16 protein-coding genes, 1 riboswitch and 1 other annotated feature are annotated in these 21,680 nt (G+C 34.7%); of the genes, 1 reads left to right on the top strand and 15 read right to left on the bottom strand.

Translation table 11 applies throughout. From position 1 onward, the window contains the following. Positions 1 to 150: 150 nt before the first annotated feature. The 9 genes from dnaB to hutH all read right to left on the bottom strand — a co-directional run bounded on the left by dnaB (position 151) and on the right by hutH (position 11,257). Complete coding sequence (dnaB, locus tag P7F85_RS00080) at positions 151 to 1,551, bottom strand: replicative DNA helicase (protein ID WP_002451563.1); 1,401 nt, start codon at positions 1,549 to 1,551, stop codon at positions 151 to 153. A 31-nt stretch (positions 1,552 to 1,582) separates the two neighbouring features. Beyond that, a complete protein-coding gene (gene rplI, locus P7F85_RS00075) occupies positions 1,583 to 2,029 on the bottom strand; it encodes a 50S ribosomal protein L9 (protein WP_002466410.1) in 447 nt (148 codons plus the stop codon). Further along, positions 2,026 to 3,993, bottom strand: coding sequence for a DHH family phosphoesterase (locus P7F85_RS00070; protein ID WP_002451561.1), 1,968 nt, complete (start codon positions 3,991 to 3,993; stop codon positions 2,026 to 2,028). The genes rplI and P7F85_RS00070 overlap by 4 nt, the downstream gene beginning before the upstream one ends. Before the next feature lie 14 nt (positions 3,994 to 4,007). Further along, a complete protein-coding gene (locus tag P7F85_RS00065) occupies positions 4,008 to 4,946 on the bottom strand; it encodes a YybS family protein (RefSeq protein ID WP_015364553.1) in 939 nt (312 codons plus the stop codon). 556 nt (positions 4,947 to 5,502) lie between these two features. Continuing rightward, positions 5,503 to 6,468: a homoserine O-acetyltransferase MetX gene (metX, locus tag P7F85_RS00060; protein ID WP_002466415.1), complete on the bottom strand. Its 966-nt coding sequence runs from the start codon at positions 6,466 to 6,468 to the stop codon at positions 5,503 to 5,505. A 65-nt stretch (positions 6,469 to 6,533) separates the two neighbouring features. Beyond that, a riboswitch (SAM riboswitch) is annotated at positions 6,534 to 6,639 on the bottom strand. A 102-nt stretch (positions 6,640 to 6,741) separates the two neighbouring features. Next, on the bottom strand, positions 6,742 to 7,071 hold the full coding sequence (locus tag P7F85_RS00055; protein WP_002466396.1) for an AzlD domain-containing protein: 330 nt from the start codon (positions 7,069 to 7,071) through the stop codon (positions 6,742 to 6,744). Next, positions 7,068 to 7,760, bottom strand: a complete 693-nt coding sequence (locus P7F85_RS00050; protein ID WP_002466411.1) for an AzlC family ABC transporter permease — start codon at positions 7,758 to 7,760, stop codon at positions 7,068 to 7,070. The genes P7F85_RS00055 and P7F85_RS00050 overlap by 4 nt, the downstream gene beginning before the upstream one ends. Before the next feature lie 329 nt (positions 7,761 to 8,089). Continuing rightward, positions 8,090 to 9,376 (bottom strand): serine--tRNA ligase, encoded by a 1,287-nt coding sequence (gene serS / locus P7F85_RS00045; RefSeq protein ID WP_002466417.1) that lies wholly within the window; start codon positions 9,374 to 9,376, stop codon positions 8,090 to 8,092. An 82-nt stretch (positions 9,377 to 9,458) separates the two neighbouring features. Beyond that, positions 9,459 to 9,674, bottom strand: a binding site (T-box leader). An 83-nt stretch (positions 9,675 to 9,757) separates the two neighbouring features. After that, the gene (gene hutH, locus P7F85_RS00040; protein WP_002466382.1) at positions 9,758 to 11,257 is read right to left on the bottom strand and encodes a histidine ammonia-lyase; all 1,500 of its coding nucleotides are present in this window, start codon (positions 11,255 to 11,257) and stop codon (positions 9,758 to 9,760) included. Between the two features lie 333 nt (positions 11,258 to 11,590). Between hutH and P7F85_RS00035 the strand changes: the two genes are divergently transcribed. Next, on the top strand, positions 11,591 to 12,403 hold the full coding sequence (locus P7F85_RS00035; protein ID WP_002466414.1) for an NAD(P)H-hydrate dehydratase: 813 nt from the start codon (positions 11,591 to 11,593) through the stop codon (positions 12,401 to 12,403). A 111-nt stretch (positions 12,404 to 12,514) separates the two neighbouring features. Here the strand turns inward: P7F85_RS00035 and gyrA are convergent, their stop codons facing one another. From gyrA to dnaA, 6 genes are all read right to left on the bottom strand, one after another. After that, complete coding sequence (gyrA, locus tag P7F85_RS00030) at positions 12,515 to 15,193, bottom strand: DNA gyrase subunit A (RefSeq protein WP_002466409.1); 2,679 nt, start codon at positions 15,191 to 15,193, stop codon at positions 12,515 to 12,517. 36 nt (positions 15,194 to 15,229) lie between these two features. Continuing rightward, the gene (gene gyrB, locus P7F85_RS00025; RefSeq protein ID WP_002466406.1) at positions 15,230 to 17,164 is read right to left on the bottom strand and encodes a DNA topoisomerase (ATP-hydrolyzing) subunit B; all 1,935 of its coding nucleotides are present in this window, start codon (positions 17,162 to 17,164) and stop codon (positions 15,230 to 15,232) included. Between the two features lie 9 nt (positions 17,165 to 17,173). Beyond that, complete coding sequence (gene recF / locus P7F85_RS00020; protein ID WP_002466378.1) at positions 17,174 to 18,289, bottom strand: DNA replication/repair protein RecF; 1,116 nt, start codon at positions 18,287 to 18,289, stop codon at positions 17,174 to 17,176. Next, positions 18,286 to 18,531, bottom strand: coding sequence for a S4 domain-containing protein YaaA (gene yaaA / locus P7F85_RS00015; RefSeq protein WP_015364547.1), 246 nt, complete (start codon positions 18,529 to 18,531; stop codon positions 18,286 to 18,288). The genes recF and yaaA overlap by 4 nt, the downstream gene beginning before the upstream one ends. 329 nt (positions 18,532 to 18,860) lie before the next feature. Next, complete coding sequence (gene dnaN, locus P7F85_RS00010) at positions 18,861 to 19,994, bottom strand: DNA polymerase III subunit beta (RefSeq protein WP_002451549.1); 1,134 nt, start codon at positions 19,992 to 19,994, stop codon at positions 18,861 to 18,863. A gap of 321 nt (positions 19,995 to 20,315) precedes the next feature. Further along, positions 20,316 to 21,680 carry a chromosomal replication initiator protein DnaA gene (gene dnaA, locus P7F85_RS00005; protein ID WP_002466368.1) on the bottom strand — a complete coding sequence of 455 codons (1,365 nt, stop codon included), beginning with the start codon at positions 21,678 to 21,680 and terminating at the stop codon, positions 20,316 to 20,318.

Below are 21,680 nucleotides of genomic sequence, written 5' to 3'. Positions count from 1 at the left end.
TATATAAAAGCTATCATGACGCTATTTAACATATTTATTCAAAAATTCAAGACACATACTTAGTGATTTTTAAATGCCTTTATACAAAACAAAAACCGTACAATAAAACTTTAAAGTTATTTATTGTACGGTTTTTATATTTAAAATATTTTATGACATTTCTGCATGAGCATAATCTATATCAGTAAATTTGTTGTATTGTTTCATGAAGTGTAATTTCACGGTACCTGTCGGGCCGTTACGTTGCTTAGCGATGATAATTTCAATTTCACCGTTATCATCATTAGTTTGTGGCTCAAAGCTTGAATCATCATCGTCATCCTCATCTTCGCCACGATTATAATAATCATCACGATATAAGAAGGCAACAATATCAGCATCTTGCTCGATAGACCCTGATTCACGGATGTCACTCATCATCGGACGTTTATCTTGACGTTGTTCAACACCACGAGATAACTGACTCAGTGCGATAACAGGGCATTCTAGCTCACGTGCAATAGCTTTTAGCGTACGTGAAATTTCAGATACTTCTTGTTGACGGTTATCTGAGAAACGTGAACCACTACCTTGAATTAATTGTAGATAGTCAATCACAATCATATCTAAACCATGCTCTTGTTTAAGTCGACGACATTTAGAACGTAAATCATTGATTCGAATACCTGGCGTATCATCAATAAATATTTTTGTTCGAGATAGTTTACCAACTGCAATCGTGAATCGGTTCCAATCCTCTTCGGTCATTGTACCGGTTCTTAATCGGTTTGAGTCAACGTTACCTGAACTACATATCATACGTGTTGCTAATTGGTCTGCACCCATCTCAAGAGAGAAGATACCTACTGTATATAAATCTTCATGTGTTGCTACCTTTTGGGCAATATTAAGTGCGAAGGCAGTCTTACCAACAGATGGTCGTGCAGCTAAAATGATTAAGTCGTTTCGGTTAAAACCTGCTGTCATTTGGTCTAAATCTCTATAACCTGTTGGAATACCCGGTGTTTGACCACTATTTTGATCGAGTTCCTCAGCAGTTTCATACACTTGTCCTAATACATCTCTAATATCTTTAAAACCATCACTCTCACGTGTAGATGATAGTTCTAAAATACGTCGCTCTGCATCGCTCAAAATCGTATCTAATTCTAACTCATCATTGTATCCGTCATTGGCGATACTATCTGCAGTCTGAATCAGTTTACGTTTAAGTGCATGTTTAAATACGATATCAGTATAATATTGAACGTTTCTTGTTGTAGGGACATTGGTAGATAATTCTGCAAGATATTGCGGGCCACCCGCTTCACTCAAGCTTCCTTCAGTCGTTAATTGATCCATTAACGTCACTACATCAATTTCTTTATTATCTTCATTTAAGTGCATCATCGCACGGAAAATATGTTGATGTGCGCCTCTATAAAATGACTCAGGAAGTAACACTTCCTGAGTTGTATTAATTAATTCCGGATCAATAATAATGGCACCTAAGACAGATTGTTCGGCTTCATTGCTATGTGGCATTTGATTTTGCTCGTACATACTATCCATTATTGATTACACCTCTAATTTCAATCCATCTTTATTGTTCTACTGTATGCACACGAATAGTACCTTCAACTTCTTTATCTAATTTAACAGGTACGTTTGTATAACCTAGTGTGTGGATACCTTGTGGTAAATCCATTTTACGTTTATCTAATTTAATGTCATGTTGATCTTTAAGGGCTTGGGCAATTTGTTTCGTACTTACTGAACCAAATAATTTACCGCCTTCACCTGTTTTAGCAGATACTTCAACTTCGATGTTAGCTAATTTTTCTTTTAATGCTTTTGCATCATCAATTTCTTGTTGTCTGTCTGCTTCAGCACGTTTATTTTGTTGTTCTAATTGTTTTAAGTTACCAGGTGTTGCTTCTACAGCATAATTATTTTTTAATAAGAAGTTATTTGCATAACCTACTGGTACGTCTTTAACTTCGCCTTTTTTACCTTTACCTTTAACATCTTGTGTGAAAATTACTTTCATGCGTCTTCACTCCTACTCATTTGTTCTGTTATTGCTTGTTGTAATTGTACAATGGCATCTTCGACTGAGACACCTTTTAATTGTGTCGCTGCATTCGTCAAGTGACCCCCGCCACCAAGGGCTTCCATTGTTAATTGAACATTAACTGAGCCTAATGAACGGGCTGAGATACCGACTAGGTTATCTTCACGTTTGGCAACGACATATGAAGCTTCTATACCTTCTAAACTTAACAACTCATCGGCTGCTTGTGCAACTGTAACCGGATGATAAATTTTATCGTCTGAGCCATGTGCAATCGCAACACCGTTATCTTGTACTTCGACTGTTCTAATTAATTCAGAACGGTTAATGTACGTATCCACATCATCTTTTAAGAAGTGTTGTGTAAGAATAGTATCGGCACCATGTGCTCGTAAATAACTTGCGGCATCGAACGTTCTTGAACCCGTACGTAATGTGAAGTTTCTTGTATCAACAATAATACCTGCATACATAACAGTAGATTCAAGACGTGTTAAACGCTGTTCAGTTGGTTGATATTCTAGCAACTCTGTGACAAGTTCTGCTGTTGAACTTGCATAAGGTTCCATATAAACCAGTAGTGGATTGGAGATAAAGCTTTCACCACGTCTATGGTGGTCAATCACTACCTTACGATTTGCTTTATTTAAGACATTTTCATCTAGAACCATTTCTGGTTTATGCGTATCAACGACAACAACCGTTGTTTTCGATGTCATCATATCCCATGCATCGTCTGATGTAATAAATCGTTCTTTAAGTTCTGGTTTCTTATCAATTTCATCCATGACACGACGCAATGTTGGATCGATATCAGATTCATTTAAGACAACATATGCTTCTAGATTATTCATTAATGCGAATCTAGACACACCAATGGCTGCACCAATGGCATCTAAGTCAGGTCGTTTATGTCCCATCACGATGACTTTATCGCCTTCAGTTAAGATATCTTTTAATGCGTGTGAGATAACACGCGCTCTTACACGTGTACGTTTTTCCATCGGGTCAGTCTTACCACCATAGAAGCGTACGTTGCCGTTCATGTTTTTAATTGCAACTTGGTCACCACCACGACCTAGCGCTAAGTCTAGACCTGATTGCGATAATTCACCTAAGTCGATAAGATTTTCAGTACCTTCACCGACACCAATACTTAATGTCAATTGTGCTCGGTAACCAACACTTTTCTCACGTAATTGACTTAAAATGTTGAAATTTGAGTCTTCGATTTCTGCTAAAATCTTTTGATTTAAATAGGCTACGAATTGGTCTGAATTATAACGTTTGAAATAAATATTATATTCTGATGCCCAACGACTAATTACACGTGTAACCATTGAGTTAATTTCAGAACGCTGTGTATCGTTCATGTTTTGCGTGATTTCATCGTAGTTATCTAAGAATAATGTTGCAATAATGGGTTTTGAATCTTCATATAGTTGGTTCGTTTGTACTTCATCTGTAATATCGAAGAAGTATAAGCAATGTTCATTGCTTGAATAACGTACTCTATAATGATAATTTTCATGTTCAATTTCTACTTCTTGAACTTTCTCCAATTGCTTTAAGATATTAGGAAATATTTCGTTTACCGATTCTGAAATAACATTAGTTGTTAAATGTTCAGACATAAATTGGTTAACCCATTCAATATGGTCGTTCTCATCTAACACAATCATCCCGATCGGTAAGTGTTTAATCGCCTTATTACTACTTGTTGTAATATGACCACTTAAACCATCCACATAACTGTCCATTTTCATAAAAGCTTGTCTTAGCAAGAACCCACTAGCAATAATCATTACTAGTAATATTCCTGCAGCTATGCCTGCCACGATTTGGTTAAATATAAACCAAACGATGACTAATGCTATAGCAGTCAGTACCATTATGATAAATGGTATGAGCAAAGCTTTTTTAGTGGATTGACGGTTCATTCTTCCACCTCTCATCACTTTTTATTATTATTGTTCATTAGTTGTTTTAAATTGATACATAAATCGATGACACCTAATAACCCTACAATATGAGTCATTGGTGTTAATAATGTCCCTATAACCATTAATATGATAGTTACTACATTCGGTAGTCGCTTCGCTTTTCCGAAGAAATGTATCACGCTCATCCCTTGAATGTACATCACTAATGATAACACAACTTCAAAGTTTAATACGATACTCTGGAACGTACTTGGTTGGGTTGCAAACATGACACAAAGTAAATCAATAATATAGATTGTTAATAGCGTACGATTCATTTGCCAAGCGAATAGTGGTTTGAATATTGGCGTAGCTACTTTGAATTTGCGCAAGATTGGAAATGTTATGATCAGATTAATTAAAACGAAAAGAAAAACGATAATAATGAGATAACTAGGGAGTTGGACCGTCATTTGGCGGATACTTTCTTCAAGCATCTGTCTGTAATCAGCATCTGCTCCACTTGTTAATAACATGTTATGAACGGTTTCTTTAACTGGGTTAACTAATGCGGCTGCTCTTGGGATTTTTTCAAATACTTGTAATAACATGAATCCTATCAATGTCATTAAACTTAGAGATACCGTTGTTACATATAAAATTCTTTCTTTTGTTGCTCTTTCCTTAAGTAATTGTCCAATGATTAAACTCGTTAAAATCACTAAAACCATCATACTTAAGACGAATGTATTACCTAATAATGTTGTAATTATAACTGTTACTAAGGCACTAATTCCAAATGACTGAATAGATTTGTTCCATAATACGACACCTGGGATTGTTGCAAATAAACATAAAATTAAGCCGAGAATAGGTAATACATGTGTTACTAAAGCGACTATCACTAATGCTAATGTACCTATAATAGTTGCTTTAGGTTGTATTTTTGAAAACACACACGCCACTCCCATACTTTTTTTGACTATAATTACCATTTTAACCTCTTTGAAAAAAATAAACAATAAAGTACTACTGGTATTTATGTCGGTCAATTCCAGCAGTACTTTAGAGTGAAATAATCTATTATTTTTACAAATTTTTAATTAAAATTCATTAAAATATTTTAACCGTAAACCTTTTAATAGTAAGCATAGTAATATGAAAATCAAATCATTATTAATAGTAGAATTGGAAATATTACAATTAAATTAACTAGATTAATAAAACTACTTTTTAAAACAAATTCTTTCTTAGTTATTAAATACATAATTAATGAAAATATAAATAAAACACAACTAATAAAAAGAAAATATCTACATATATCTAATCCCTTTTCAGATAGATTATTGAAGTTGAATATTATTAATAATGCTATAACTATATAATTCAATGCATTTAATATAATTATCAATTGTTTCATCTCATAGTCACCTATTTAATTTCTCGATTTGTATTCTCTTTATATACTATACTTTTAACATCGATATTCAACCTTATAAAATTAACGTTAGAACATGGTTTTAGTCATTATCGTCGAATATGTTTCGCATTTAAAAAGTGATATAAATTAGGTGCCCAATCTTCAAAATTAAGTAAGAAACCATCGTGCCCCACATTATCTGGTACAAAAAAGTGTCGATGATATTTAAAACGTTGTCCTGCCGCTAATACTTGATCATCTGGATATAACAAATCATCTATGAATCCCATCGTTAATACCTTTGTGTCTAATGATTTAAACACCTCATCAACATCATCTCTGCCTCTATCAATATTATGACTATCTAAGACGTCCAGCAGTGTTAAATAACATGATAAATCAAAGGATTCTTTGAACTTGTTCCCTTGATGTTGTTGATAACTAACTACCTCTTCAGGTGTGAAGCGTTGATCATAACTTTTAGAAGATCGATAGGTTAAAAATCCTAATTGTCGAGCAATACTTAAACCTTCTTTACCTCCGATATGAATCGCTTGTCTAGCAATCTCATTAAAGGCACAACTGTACGATGAGGTTTTATCTGTAGCAGCAAGTATAACCGCTTTATCTACTTGGAATCGTCGATTATAAAGTAATTCTAGTGCTTGCATACCACCTAAACTCCCACCGATTAAAATATCTATTTTATTAAACCCTAGTGCTTCTATCCCCTTCTCAAGTGCACGTACGATATCTCTTAATGTTAAATGATCTGGAAAATGTGGATCATTATGCTTTGAACTTGAACCAAATGGACTCCCTATGACGTTGAATGTTAAAAATTGATAATCATTGATAGGCATATAACCACCATCAATAATTTCACGCCACCAACCTGGATGTTCATCTGTACCATATGTAAGATGATTGCCAGTTAATGCATGGCAAACTAATGCTAATGGTTGTCCAGGATAACCTACATGTTCATATTTTAATTTTAAGTTTTGTATCGTTTCTCCAGACTCTGTCGTGAATTGGCCTAATTCTAATGTATCAACTGTATAATTCGACATATATGAATCCATCCTCCTTTAAATAAAAAAGCTTCTTACTCTATGAAAAGTAAGAAGCGGTTCAGTACTTATCATTCGAGTGCTCGTTGGTTTTAGCACCGTACTCGTATTCTTTATAGCCGGTTGCTGAAGCGTCTATGGGCCAAGTCCCTCAACTTCTCTGAATAAGATTTTATGATTAAGTTTTGAATAAATATATTAATTATCTAAATTTTCTAACTACTTAAATTTTAACTAACTCCATCACGAAATTCAATATGTAGACCTTGATTTCTATAGAAAGAATCTCAATAGAGCGATAAATGCAATACCGCCTAAAATGGTCCAAGTTAGACTTCTCGTATATATGGCTAATAATACAGTTGGTATTAATGCAATAATGAATGGCACATTGAGTGTATAGCCTACACTACCTTCATGTTGTTGAATAATACCGTCCAAGACAAGTGCTGTAAAAAGTGTGATAGGTATAAAGGATAACCATTGAATAATAACATCTGGTAGATTTACTCGTGAAATCATCATAAATGGAATCACTCTGACTAAAATCGTAACAATACCACATAGAATAATTATGATTAACATATGTTGATCTGTCATCATCTGTCCATCACCACCCCTAATGTAGATGCGACAACCGCAGATATTATAATCGCTACATACGAGGGCATAACAAAGCTTAACGTTAACATCATCACAATGACACATAGAATAAGCACAAGATAGATGTTGATCTTAGACTTTTTAACAGATTCAAATTGAGCAATTCCTAAAAATACAAACATAGCTGTAATCGCAAAATCTAATCCTAATATCTCTGGATTCGAAATATATTTGCCAAATACAGCACCAACTACACAAGAAAAGGTCCAAAACAAATATGCTGTGATGTTTAAACCATGCAACCAACGATCGTTAATTGGCTCACCTTTTAAATAAGGCGTGATGGCTACACCAAACGTTTCATCGGTTACTAAAGAACCAAGTCCAATTCGATTCCATAAACCATAAGACTTAAAATTGGGTGCTAAAGTCATACTTAATAAAAACATACGTGAATTAACAATAAATGTTGTTAACACTATCGCTGTTATGGGTGTTCCAGCTATGACTAACGCACATATAATAAATTGTGCCGCACCAGCATAAATAATTAAACAAAGTAATATAATTTCTAATAAACTAAACTTTTGAGATGCAGCAACGATGCCAAATGAAATACCAACACCTGCATACCCTAATAATGTTGGAATGCATTCTTTAACACCTTGTCTAAATGTGAGATGGGTCATCTTGTCTCCCCCTTTCTAGTTACAAACGCATTTACGTTTAAATAATAAACTCAAGTCTAATATACAATGATGAAAACGGCAATCACTTTAGACGTCGGTGTGTGTGATGTCAGACAAACCTCACTTTTAAAATGCCGTCATCACAACATTTTAAATATGACAGAATTTTCTATTAATAGTTAGACTACCCACACTATTTTGCATCTAAATTTTACTTAATGTCCCTCCCCTACCCTCTTACTTTAGGTTATTGACATAAAAAAATACGCGGCAATGATGGCTCTTCATTACCGCGCATTGTATAGCTAGTCATTCGCTAACAATCTAAATTATTTAGTTGGCTTTTGAATATGAGTTTTACCACCCATGAATGGTACTAAGGCTTCAGGGATTGTTACTGTACCATCTTCATTTTGATAGTTCTCAACGATTGCTGCGAATGTACGACCTACAGCTAAACCACTACCATTTAACGTATGCGCTAATTCAGGTTTAGCTGCATTATCACGTTTGAAACGGATATTGGCACGTCGTGCTTGGAAGTCAGTACAGTTTGAACATGAACTGATTTCTTTGTAGTCGTTATAGCTTGGTAACCATACTTCTAAGTCGTATGTTTTACTAGCACTGAAACCAATGTCTCCAGTACATAAGATAACACGACGATATGGTAATCCTAATTCTTCTAAGATTGCTTCAGCGTTTGTAGTCATTTCTTCTAAAGCATCCCAAGAATCTTCAGGTTTTTCAAAGCGTACCATTTCAACTTTGTCGAATTGGTGTAAACGAATTAAACCTCTTGTATCTCTACCAGCTGAACCCGCTTCACTACGGAAACATGCAGATTGTCCAGTGAATTTTTCAGGTAAGACACCTGGTTGGATGATTTCATCACGATAGAAGTTTGTTAAAGGTACTTCAGCAGTTGGAATTGTATATAGTCCTTCTTTTTCTACTTTAAATAAATCTTCTTCGAATTTAGGTAATTGACCAGTACCATACATTGTATCAGCGTTAACTAATTGAGGTACCATCATTTCAGTGTAACCATGTTGTGTTGTATGTTTAGTAATCATGTAGTTCATTAATGCACGTTCTAATTGTGCACCGTCTCTTGTTAGATAAACGAAACGTGCGCCAGAAATTTTAGCGGCACGATCGAAGTCAGCCATTTTAAGATCTTCTACGATATCCCAGTGTGCTTTCGCTTCGAAATCAAATTCACGAGGTGTACCCCATTTTTTAACTTCGATATTTTCTTCATCTGAAGCGCCTTGTGGTACATCATCATTGATAAGGTTTGGAATACGACATAGAATATCAGACATTTTATTATCAATTTCATTTAATTGTGTATCATATTCTTTAATGTCATCACCTAATTGACGCATTTCAGCGATAACATCATCAGCATTTTCTTTATTACGTTTTTTCTGAGCGATTTCTTCACTTACTTTATTACGTTTCGCTTTCATCTCTTCTGTCTTGCTTATTAATGTACGACGCTTTTCATCTAATTCTAATACCTCATCGACTACTTTAGGGTCGTCTCCTCTTAATTCAATTTTGCTCTTAACTTTGTCTGGCTCTGTTCTAAAAAGTTTAATATCTAACATGAAACCTTCATCCTTTCCCATAAAAATATATATTTAGCATGCCAACTATGTATATAAAAGCATACAAAAAGACCACGCCCCGACAAGGGACGTGGTCTACGCGTTGCCACCCTATTTAACAAACAAAGCAAACATCTCAATGAAATGTAACTTCGTTTGCACTTAACTAAAATAACGGTTATTCGCCGATTGCTCACTAAATGTAGGTAGATTCATATTAAAGTGGATTACTTGTTCTCACTAACCACAAGCTCTCTGAAATCCATCAATAATACTACTTGGCCTACGAACAATGTTTTATTAACTTACTCACAATATAGCAAAGTTTTTTGTAATTTTCAAGTTATTTTAAAATTCAATCATTTTCATTTTATGAATGTATTAATGATATGCACTATCCTTTAAGTACTGTGCTACGGCTTCTATGTCCTTATGGAATTGTCTATCCTGTTTGATAGATGGCACAATGTTTCTAAATTCGTCATATTTGTCTCGTGTTTTAGGTGATAGTTGATTGACACCTTTTAACTCAACTGCTTGTAACGCAATAATACATTCAATCGCAATAACTCGTCGTGCATTTTCAATCATTTGATAACCATGTCTTGAAGCAATCGTTCCCATAGATACATGATCTTCTTGGTTAGCTGAAGATGGTATAGAATCTACACTCGCTGGATGTGCAAGTGTTTTATTCTCAGATACTAGACTCGCTGCTGCATATTGCATAATCATCGCGCCACTTTGTAAACCAGGTTCAGGACTTAAGAATGCAGGTAGACCGTTATTCAATTGCGGATTCACTAGTCGTTCCACACGTCGTTCTGAAACATTCGCTAATTCACTGACACCTAATTTCAAATGATCAAGCGCAAAGGCGATAGGTTGTCCATGGAAGTTACCACCAGATATGACTGTTGTTTCACCGTCTTCATCAAAGATAAGCGGATTATCATTTGAAGCATTCATTTCAAACTCTAACTTTTCTTTTACGTAGTTAAACACTTGATAACTTGCGCCATGAATTTGTGGAATACAACGTAAAGAATAAGCATCTTGAACACGAATCTCAGCTTGTCTTGTTGTTAACTTTGAGTCTGCTAACCAATCACGCATACGTGCCGCGACATCTACTTGTTCTTGACTATTTCTAACTGCATGTACTCTATGATCATATGCATCAACAATACCATTTAACGCTTGATGTGTGAGCGCCGCAATCCACTCTGCTTGGTAACCTAAGTCTTCCGCTTCAATATAATTAATGACCCCTTGTGCAGTCATAGCCTGTGTGCCATTAATTAGTGCTAATCCTTCTTTAGCTTGTAGATGTAATGGTGCTCTTCCTAATTCATTTAAAACATAACGACTATCAACTTCTTCATTTTTAAAATAAACAAGCCCTTCACCAATAAGTGCTAAAGCTAAATGAGATAATGGTGCCAAATCACCTGATGCACCAAGTGAACCTTGTTGAGGAATCACAGGTATAATACGCTCATTGATGAAATATTTGAGCTGGTCGACCAATTCTAAAGTTACCCCTGAATTTCCTTTTAATAATGTATTAAGACGTAAAATCATCATCACAAGTGATACTTCTTCAGAAAATGGTTCGCCCATCCCACAAGCGTGTGAACGTATTAAATTAACTTGTAAGTCATTATATTGAGTCGAATCAATACGCACATCGCTAAATAAACCAAATCCTGTAGTAATCCCATAAATGGTTTCTTTATCATTAATGATTCGTTCTACTACACTTCTACTTTTTTTAACTCTTTCTAATGCTTCCTCTGTGATTTCAATTTTTAAATCTTGGTGTAATAATTGTTTAATATCTTCAATCGTTAAAGCATCTCCATTTAAAAATAAAGTCATAGAAACAGCTCCCCTTTATGTAGAATTAAAACTTCCATTATCAAAAAGTATACGTTTTCATTTTTATATAAACAATACCTTTTACAATTTTTATAATACATTAACAATTTAATTATTTAATACGCTAAAATATTGTCATTGTTATACTTGGTATATATATCGTTACATTTCTTAAATTCCTATTGACGAAAGTGTATTACAGGTATAGTATTTTTTATTGTATTTAAAAGCACACACATCGTTGTGACTTATATTCAATATCAAATGAATCAATGAACATAAACCGGTTTGTATAATAGAAATAGATAATCCGGTAAAAGGAGGTTTAGGTAGATGGAAACTTTAGATACTATTAATATTCCTAAAAGAAAAGAAGAGTCTCATAAAGGTGATTACGGTAAAATCCTATTAATTGGTGGATCTGCTAATTTAGGTGGTGCAATCATGTTAGCAGCACGTGCATGTGTATTTAGTGGTAGTGGTTTAATTACTGTAGCAACACACCCAACTAATCATGCTGCATTACATTCTCGATGCCCGGAAGCAATGGTTATCGATATTAACGATACAAAGATGCTTACTAAAATGATTGAAATGACAGACAGTATCTTAATTGGACCTGGACTTGGTGTAGACTTTAAAGGAAATAATGCCATTACTTTCCTATTACAAAACATCCAACCTCATCAGAATTTAATAGTAGACGGTGATGCTATTACTATTTTTAGTAAACTTAAACCTCAACTACCTTCATGTCGAGTAATTTTTACGCCACATCAAAAAGAGTGGGAACGTTTAAGTGGTATCCCAATTGAAGAACAAACTTATGAGCGTAATCGTGAAGTGGTTGATCGTATTGGCGCAACAGTTGTTCTAAAAAAACATGGTACTGAGATTTACTTTAGAAATGAAGATTATAAACTATCTATCGGTAGCCCAGCTATGGCAACTGGTGGTATGGGAGATACTTTAGCAGGAATGATTACTAGCTTCGTAGGTCAATTTGACAGTATTAAAGAAGCGGTGATGAGCGCGACTTATACACATAGTTATATCGGAGAAAAGCTTTCTGAAACGATGTATGTCGTACCACCATCACGTTTAATCAATGAAATTCCATTCGCAATGAAACAATTAGAAGAATAGCTTATATAGGGAATATGGTCACATTTAACAGTCGCCATATCCCTTTTTATTACATAAAAATAAGACTCCCCTGATGATAGGGGAGTCTTATTTTCTACTTTATATTATGGTTTATTCATCTTCATTATCTTCTGAATCGTTTTCGATATCTTCATTTACACGATCCATAAAGTCTTGTCTTACTTCGATTCGTTCATCACCATCTTGAGTGTCTTCTGAACCTTGTTCTTCATCAGTAACTTCAGTTTGAATCGCTTTGCCTGGTGCGCCACCTTCGATAACTTCTTCGTTACTAGACTCACCTTGAGCATTATCACTTTCAATATCTGATTCTGCTTCATCAGCGTCATCTTCTTGTTTTACTTTAGCTACTGTTGAAACAAATTGGTCATCACCTAGACGCATAAGTCGAACACCTTGTGCAGAACGACCATTTTGTGAGATGTCATGTACATCTAGACGTATAATCACACCTGCATTCGTTACAACCATTAAGTCTTCTTCACCTGTAACAGTTGTGATACATACGATGTTACCATTACGTTCTGTAATTGTTGCCGTCTTAATACCTTTACCGCCACGATTTGATAATCGGTAATCAGCAACTGGTGTACGTTTACCATAACCATTTTCAGTAACAACTAATACTTCATCTTCACTATTCGCATGTGCGACGTCTAAACCGACTACTTCATCACCTTCACGTAATGTGATACCTTTCACACCTGCTGCTGTACGGCCAAGTGGACGTAATGCTTTTTCAGAGAATCTAATCAATGAAGCATGTGCAGTACCAATAAGGATATCTTCTTCACCATCTGTTAGTCTAACTGCAATTAACTCATCATCTTCTTTAAAGTTAATCGCAATTTTACCGTTTTTATTAATACGAGAGAAGTTACTTAATGATGATCGTTTAACGATACCTTTACGTGTTGCAAATACTAGGTAATCGTCTTCACTTTCAAGGTCTTTAACAGCAATCATTGTGCTAATACTTTCATCATTTTCAAGTTCAATCGCATTAACAATTGGGATACCTTTGGATTGACGAGATAATTCTGGTACTTCGTAACCTTTAAGTTTGTATACGCGGCCTTTATTCGTAAAGAATAAGACATTGTCATGAGTACTTAAAGTAACTAATTGACTCACAAAGTCTTCTTCTAATGTATTCATACCTTGTACACCACGACCACCACGGTTTTGGGCACGATATGTAGATACTGGAAGACGTTTAATATAATTGTTATGACTTAATGTAATTACAATTTGTTCTTCTGGGATTAAATCTTCATCTTCTAAATCATCTAATCCGCCAAGTTGAATTTCTGTACGACGTTCGTCACCATAACGTTCTTTAATTTCTGTTAATTCGTCACGAACTAATTGTAGTAATACTTCTTCATCCGCTAAAATCGCTTCTAATTCATCGATATAAGCTAATAATTCGTTATATTCTGATTCAATTTTGTCTCTTTCTAAACCAGTTAAACGTCTTAAACGCATATCTAAGATAGCTTGAGCTTGTCTTTCAGATAATTTGAAGCGTTCTTGTAAGCTTTCCATTGCCACTTTATCTGTTTCAGATTCACGAATCGTACTAATAATTTCATCAATATGATCAAGTGCAATTCTTAAACCTTCTAAGATATGGGCACGGTCTTTTGCTTTTCTTAAATTGTACTCTGTACGTCTTCGTACAACCGTTTTTTGATGTTCTAAGTAATGGACTAATGCTTCTTTAAGATTAATCAACTTAGGTCTGCCATTAACTAGGGCAATCATATTTACACCAAATGATGTTTGTAACGGTGTTTGTTTATATAAGTTATTTAAGATAACACTTGCGTTAGCGTCTTTACGAATATCAATAACAACTCTTACACCTGTACGTAAACTTGTTTCATCACGTAAGTCAGTAATACCATCAATTTTTTTATCACGTACAAGTTCAGCAATTTTTTCTATCATTCGTGCCTTGTTAACTTGGAATGGAATTTCTGTAACAACAATACGTTGACGTCCGCCACCACGTTCTTCAATTTCAGCACGTGAGCGCATTTGTATAGAACCTCTACCTGTTTCATAAGCACGTCTAATACCACTTTTACCTAAGATAAGACCAGCAGTTGGAAAATCTGGACCTTGAATATCTTCCATTAATTCACTGATTGAGATGTCTGGGTTCTTACTTAAACTAAGTACGCCATCAATCACCTCTGTCAAATTATGAGGTGGTATATTAGTCGCCATACCTACGGCGATACCTGCCGCACCATTGACTAATAAGTTAGGGAAACGTGCAGGTAAGACTGACGGCTCTCTTTCGTTACCATCATAGTTATCAATAAAATCAATTGTATCTTTATTAATATCACGTAGTAATTCTAGCGTAATTTTAGTCATACGTGCTTCGGTATAACGCATGGCAGCTGCGCCATCACCATCCATGGAACCAAAGTTACCTTGTCCATCCACAAGTGGATAACGATAACTGAATTCTTGTGCCATTCTTACCATAGCCTCGTAAATAGATGAGTCACCATGTGGGTGATATTTACCCATAACATCCCCAACGATACGTGCGGATTTTTTATATGGCTTGTCTGGAGTCATACCTTGTTCGTTTAATCCGTACAGTATACGACGATGTACTGGTTTTAATCCATCTCTGACGTCTGGTAATGCACGAGAAACGATAACACTCATTGCATAGTCTAGGAATGATTCGCGCATTTCATTGGTTATATTTCGTTCATTAATTCTTGATTGAGGTAATTCAGCCATCAAGAGATCCTCCTTCAAAAGTTCAGTTCATAGTGCTTAGAAATCTAGGTTGGCATAGACTGCGTTATCTTCAATAAATTGTCTACGGTTTTCAACAATGTCACCCATTAACATTTCAAATGTTTGGTCGGCATCAATTGCATCTTCTAATGTTACTTGTAACATTGAACGATGTTCTGGATTCATCGTAGTTTCCCATAATTGGTCGGCATTCATTTCACCAAGACCTTTATAACGGGCAATAGACCATTTAGGTGTTGGATTTAATTCTGCTTTTAATTTATCTAGTTCTCTATCGTTGAAGACGTAATATTTTTGCTTACCTTGCGTTAATTTGTATAACGGTGGTTGTGCAATATAAACGTATCCCGCTTCAATTAACGGTCTCATAAAACGATAGAAGAATGTTAATAACAATGTTCTGATATGGGCACCATCAACATCAGCATCTGTCATAATTACAATTTTATGATAACGTGCTTTACTAATATCAAATTCTCCACCGATACCCGTACCAAATGCTGTAATCATAGAACGAATTTCATTGTTATTTAAAATACGATCTAGACGTGCTTTTTCAACATTAAGAATCTTACCTCTCAATGGTAAAATCGCCTGTGTGCTTGAGTCACGGCCTGATTTAGTAGACCCACCGGCAGAGTCCCCTTCGACTAAGAAAATTTCACTTTCTTCAGGGTTTTTACTAGAGCAGTCAGCAAGTTTACCAGGTAAACTTGAAATCTCTAATGCTGATTTACGACGTGTCACTTCACGTGCTTTCTTTGCAGCAACACGTGCACGAGATGCCATAATACCTTTTTCAACAATAATTCTACCAACACTAGGATTTTCATATAAGAAACGTTCAAAGTGCTCAGAGAATAATTTATCTACAACTTGTCGCACTTCAGAGTTTCCTAATTTTGTTTTCGTTTGACCTTCGAATTGAGGATCACCATGTTTAATAGAAATAATAGCTGTTAGACCCTCACGTGTGTCTTCACCTGAAAGTCTATCTTTATCTTCTTTGATAATTTTACTATTCATACCATAACTATTTAATACACGTGTTAACGCACGTTTAAAGCCATCTTCATGCGTACCACCTTCATACGTGTGGATATTGTTGGCATATGTTAATAAATTCGTTGAATAGCCTTTATTATATTGGATCGCAATTTCAACTTCGATATCATCTTTAGATTGGTGAATGTAAATAGGTTCGCCATGGATAGGTTCCTTATTTTCATTCAACATTTCTACATAAGACTTAATCCCACCCTCATAGTAATAAGAATCTTGTCTGATATCATCTTCGTCTCGCTCATCCGTTAAAGTGATTTGAATACCTTTGTTCAAGAATGCTAACTCACGAATACGTTGTTGTAATGTTTCATAGTTGTAAACAGTTGTTTCAGTAAAGATACTACTATCCGCTTTAAAACGAATTGCTGTACCTGTTTTATCTGTGCTACCAATTTCTTTTAAATCAAATTGAGGTACACCTTTTTTATAGGCTTGGTGATAAATCGTATCGTTACGATGTACGTATACTTCTAAATCCTCTGATAGGGCATTAACAACGGATGAACCTACACCATGTAGACCACCTGATACTTTGTATCCGCCACCACCGAATTTACCTCCGGCATGAAGTACAGTTAAAATAACCTCAACTGCTGGACGTCCCATTTTTTCTTGAATATCTACTGGGATACCACGACCATTGTCAGTAACTTTAATCCAATTATCTTTTTCAATTGTTACGTTAATTTCATCAGCATAGCCTGCTAATGCTTCGTCAATACTATTATCAACAATTTCCCATACTAAATGGTGCAAGCCTCTTTCTGAAGTTGAACCGATATACATACCAGGTCGTTTACGGACCGCTTCTAGTCCTTCTAATACTTGTATCTGCCCAGCACCATAATTATCTGTGTTGTTTACATCTGACAATGTATTCACCATCACTTTCTGTTACTTTATAATTTCACCTTGATTTATACGGTATAACTTAGCATTATTCATGATTTCATGATCAATACCGTCTACGGATGTCGTAGTTACAAATGTCTGTACTTTATGTTGAATTGTACTCAATAAGTGCGTTTGACGTGAGTCATCTAATTCACTCAACACATCGTCTAGTAATAAAATTGGATATTCTCCAACTTCTATATTCATTAGTTCAATTTCAGCTAACTTAATTGACAATGCGGTTGTTCTCTGTTGACCTTGTGAACCATACGTTTGCGCATCCATGCCGTTAACATTAAAACCTAAATCGTCACGATGTGGTCCAAAAAGACACACACCACGGTCTTTCTCTCTTTGAAGATTGTCATTAAGTAATGTCAGAATCTCTTCTAACATTTCTGATTCCGTTTGGTCCTGATGACTTAATTTCAAACTTGGTAAATATTTAAGCGCCAATTGTTCACGCTCATTCGTAATACCTGCATGAATGGGTTGAGCTAATTGTTCTAGTTCTTTAATAAAATGTTCACGACGCAACGTCACCTTTAACGCATATTCAGCAAATTGTTGATTTAAGACTTCCAGCATAGTTGTGTCAGTCTTATTACCAATTTGTAGTTGCTTTAGGTAATTGTTCTTTTGTTTTAAAATACGTTGATATTGAGAAAGATCATTTAAATAGACTGCTGATATTTGTCCTAATTCCATGTCTATAAAACGACGGCGTATTAGAGGTGATCCTTTGACGATATTCAAATCTTCCGGCGCAAAAAGAACCACATTTAGATGCCCGATATATTGTGTTAGTCTACTTTGCTCTAAGTGGTTGACCTTCACTTGCTTACCTCTTTTAGTAATGAACATCGTCAGTGGCATTGTGCCATGTCTATAATTTAGGTCACCTTCTATTTTAGCATACTCAGAATCAAAACGTATGAGTTCCTTGTCATTAGAAGTTCTATGGCTTTTTGCCAAAGCTAAAGTGTAAATTGATTCAAGGAGATTCGTCTTTCCTTGTGCATTCTCACCTATGAGAATATTCACTTCAGGATGACAATCGATTGTAACCTGTTCATAGTTACGATAGTTTTCCAATTGGAGTGTATTTAGTTTCATTGTTCACCTTGGTGAATGATTAAAAAAGCACCCGTATCTTCAGGTAATTCAGGTATATCAATTCGATCATGATGTTCTAATTTTTTGCCACGTCTAACTTCACGTTGACCATTAATTAAAACCTCGAAATCTTGTAGGAACCATTTCGCTTGGCCACCTGATTCAATAATACCTTCTGTTTTCAGAAATTGACCTAAAGTAATGTCACCTTCTACAACAACTTCTTGAATCAAATTCATCACTCCATTTCTTTTTATGTCATTAATATATTATACCTGTTTTGCGCTCAAATTTCATGTGAAACAAAGAATGTAAACGTTTACTTATTGTGATAATGTCTCTATTTTAAATTTAATGGCTGTTTCCATTACTTTTTTAGTTATGTATTAACGTCATTTTAATTTTAAAGGGTATATTAGCTCATTTTTCTATAAATCGATAAATTCCTCCTAAAAATATTTTCTTACGCTTAAAGAAAGGCTCACACACTTTAAAATGAATTTTAAATTAAAAATAGCCGAGACATTTAATCGTGTCTCAGCTATTATTTATTTTCGCTTTTAAATATTGATTAGTAAGTACGGATTGGTAAGATCAATTGAGTGACTGAGTCATCGTCTTTAGGTTTTAAGATGAATGGTTTCATCGTACCAAAGAATTCGACTTCGACTTCGTCATTATCAATCGCTTTTAATGCATCCATCATATATTTTGAGTTGAACGAAATTTTAAGATTGCCACCTTCTACATCAGTTGCTGTTACTTCTTCTTTTACAGTACCAATCTCTGGAGATGTTGATGATAGTTCAACAACTTCATTACCAGTGCTTAATTTGATGACATTATTACCGCCTTCTCTAGCCAATAATGATGCACGATCAATCGCATGGTAAAACTCACCATTGTTAATTCCTAATTTGATTTCATAATTCTCAGGGAATAAACGCGTTGTATCTGGATAATGTCCTTCTAATAAACGAGAAATGAAATTAACATGACCTACTCTAAATAATACTTGGTTAGATGCGAAGAAAATATCAATATCTTCATCACTATCGCTCATAATTTTATTTAATTCAGATAAAGCTTTACCAGGAATGATGACATTTTTATTTTCAGATGTATCTTCTAATTTTAACTTTCTTACGGCCAAGCGGTGTGAGTCAGTTGCTGTGCATATTAATTCATTATCTTGTATAAGCCAATTCACACCAGTTAATACTGGGCGTGTTTCTGAGGTGGACACTGCAAAATTAGTTTGTGCAATGATGTTTTTTAATACTTTTACAGATAATTGAATAGCGTCATCTCTTGATACTTCTGGTAATAGTGGATATTGATCTGGATCTAAACCACTTAAGTTGAATTCAGAATGACCAGATGTAATGAGTGTTTGGAATTGCTCATTAGTAGATAATTTAACATCTTTACCTGGCAATTTTTTAATAATATCAACGAAGAAACGACCAGGAAGTACAACTGATCCTGTTTCTGAGATATCAACAATATCTTCACCATCTATTTGTTTTGGTATTGAGATTTCAATTGAGATTTCAGAATCTGATCCAGTTAAAATGACTTCATTTTCTTTAGCGTCAATTTTAATACCAGTAAGAATTGGTAAAGTTGTTCTAGGTGAAATAGCTTTTAATGTATCGTTTAGTTGATTAATAAAATAATCTCTTTTAATAGTGAATTCCATCATTAAAATTTAAACTCCTTCCAGTCGTTTATATATAATTATATAGGTTTTAAATTCATAGTAATAGTAGTAGGGCCTGTGAATTAGTGGATAAGGGACAATAAGTCTGGCATATCAAAGTTATGCACATGTGGATAAAATGTGCATACTGTGTACACCTTTTCAACATTGTCCACAATCCACAACTTGATTATCTTTTCTAGAATAATAAAACGACAACAAAATGACATGCGCTTTTCGATGTAATTATTCCCTTTTATAATCAAATTTAATCTTCAATTCGAACTGTACTATAACAGCTTATTTTTTTAAATTATTTCCCAACTATTGGTTTCTGATTTCTTTTTCTAAATTTTCCACTTCTTGTTTAAAAGTAGGATCTGCTTTAATATCATTTACAATTTTTTCGTGAGCATGAATGACGGTTGTATGATCACGTCCACCAAACTCTTCACCAATTTTAGGTAATGAAAAATCTGTAAGTTCACGTGAAAGATACATCGCTATTTGTCGTGGATAGGCAATAGATTTTGTACGCTTTTTGGCACTAAAGTCCTCTATGCGAACATTGTAGTATTGTCCAACGACTTTTTGTATATCTTGAATAGTAATCTTTTTAGATTTAGGTGCTTGTATAATATCTTTTAAAGCTTCCGCAGCTAATTCTGTCGTGATAGGTTTACCTTGTAATTGTGAATAAGCCAGTAAACGTGTTAATGCACCTTCAAGTTCACGAATATTGGATTGAATTTGATTTGCAATGTAGTTTAATGATTCCATTGGTATATCTAAATTCTCTTCTTCAATCTTTTTCTGTAAAATAGCCATTCTTGTTTCATAATCTGGTGGTGTAATATCTACGATTAAGCCCCATTCAAAGCGAGAACGGAGTCGATCTGACAATTTAGAGATCTCTTTTGGTGGACGGTCACTAGAAATAACAATTTGTTTATTATTGTTATGCAGTTCATTGAAAGTATGGAAGAATTCTTCTTGTGTTTGCTCCTTATTTTGAATGAACTGTATATCATCGATTAGTAAAACGTCGATATTACGGTATTTCTCTCTAAAAGCATCACCTTGGTTATCACGAATTGACTTAATAAATTCGTTTGTAAACTTTTCACTAGATGTATAAATCACATTAGCATTAGGATTATTATCCAAAACATGATGTCCAATGGCATGCATTAGATGGGTTTTTCCTAATCCAACTCCACCATAAATAAATAATGGATTGTATGCTTCGGCTGGTGCTTCTGCTACTGCTAAACTCGCAGCATGTGGAAAACGGTTGCCTGGTCCGATTACAAATGTGTCAAATGTATTGTGTGTATTAAATTGTTCAATACCACCTGGATTATCGACATTCTGATGTTGATGCGTTTCTGGAGTTGCAGGTTCTTCAGGTTGTTTTTGATCGGTCTTCATATATTTTGACAGTTCTTCTTCAGTTATAAAACGAGGTTTGACTTCATAACCAATCACTTCATATATGATGCTTTGCATAATCTCACTATATTTTTGATTGAGCCAATTCGCATTGAAAGATTCACTGACTAATACGATGGCTTTATCATTTTGGAGTGAATAGAGTTGCGTATCTTTTACGAAAGTATCAAAACTAATTTTTGAAATTCGTTCTTTGGCGAGGTCTAATACTTTTTCCCAAATTTCTTTTTCAGACAT

This window comes from Staphylococcus sp. aM (assembly GCF_052975125.1).
The sequence above is the reverse complement of the archived record's forward strand: the minus strand, read 5'-3'. Positions and strand labels throughout refer to the sequence as shown.

Coding starts and splice junctions, on each gene's coding strand:
- dnaB (WP_002451563.1), bottom strand. CDS start 1,551: ATGGATAGTATGTACGAGCAAAATCAAATGCCACATAGCAATGAAGCC.
- rplI (WP_002466410.1), bottom strand. CDS start 2,029: ATGAAAGTAATTTTCACACAAGATGTTAAAGGTAAAGGTAAAAAAGGC.
- P7F85_RS00070 (WP_002451561.1), bottom strand. CDS start 3,993: ATGAACCGTCAATCCACTAAAAAAGCTTTGCTCATACCATTTATCATA.
- P7F85_RS00065 (WP_015364553.1), bottom strand. CDS start 4,946: ATGGGAGTGGCGTGTGTGTTTTCAAAAATACAACCTAAAGCAACTATT.
- metX (WP_002466415.1), bottom strand. CDS start 6,468: ATGTCGAATTATACAGTTGATACATTAGAATTAGGCCAATTCACGACA.
- P7F85_RS00055 (WP_002466396.1), bottom strand. CDS start 7,071: ATGATGACAGATCAACATATGTTAATCATAATTATTCTATGTGGTATT.
- P7F85_RS00050 (WP_002466411.1), bottom strand. CDS start 7,760: ATGACCCATCTCACATTTAGACAAGGTGTTAAAGAATGCATTCCAACA.
- serS (WP_002466417.1), bottom strand. CDS start 9,376: ATGTTAGATATTAAACTTTTTAGAACAGAGCCAGACAAAGTTAAGAGC.
- hutH (WP_002466382.1), bottom strand. CDS start 11,257: ATGACTTTATTTTTAAATGGAGATGCTTTAACGATTGAAGATATTAAA.
- P7F85_RS00035 (WP_002466414.1), top strand. CDS start 11,591: ATGGAAACTTTAGATACTATTAATATTCCTAAAAGAAAAGAAGAGTCT.
- gyrA (WP_002466409.1), bottom strand. CDS start 15,193: ATGGCTGAATTACCTCAATCAAGAATTAATGAACGAAATATAACCAAT.
- gyrB (WP_002466406.1), bottom strand. CDS start 17,164: ATGGTGAATACATTGTCAGATGTAAACAACACAGATAATTATGGTGCT.
- recF (WP_002466378.1), bottom strand. CDS start 18,289: ATGAAACTAAATACACTCCAATTGGAAAACTATCGTAACTATGAACAG.
- dnaN (WP_002451549.1), bottom strand. CDS start 19,994: ATGATGGAATTCACTATTAAAAGAGATTATTTTATTAATCAACTAAAC.
- dnaA (WP_002466368.1), bottom strand. CDS start 21,680: ATGTCTGAAAAAGAAATTTGGGAAAAAGTATTAGACCTCGCCAAAGAA.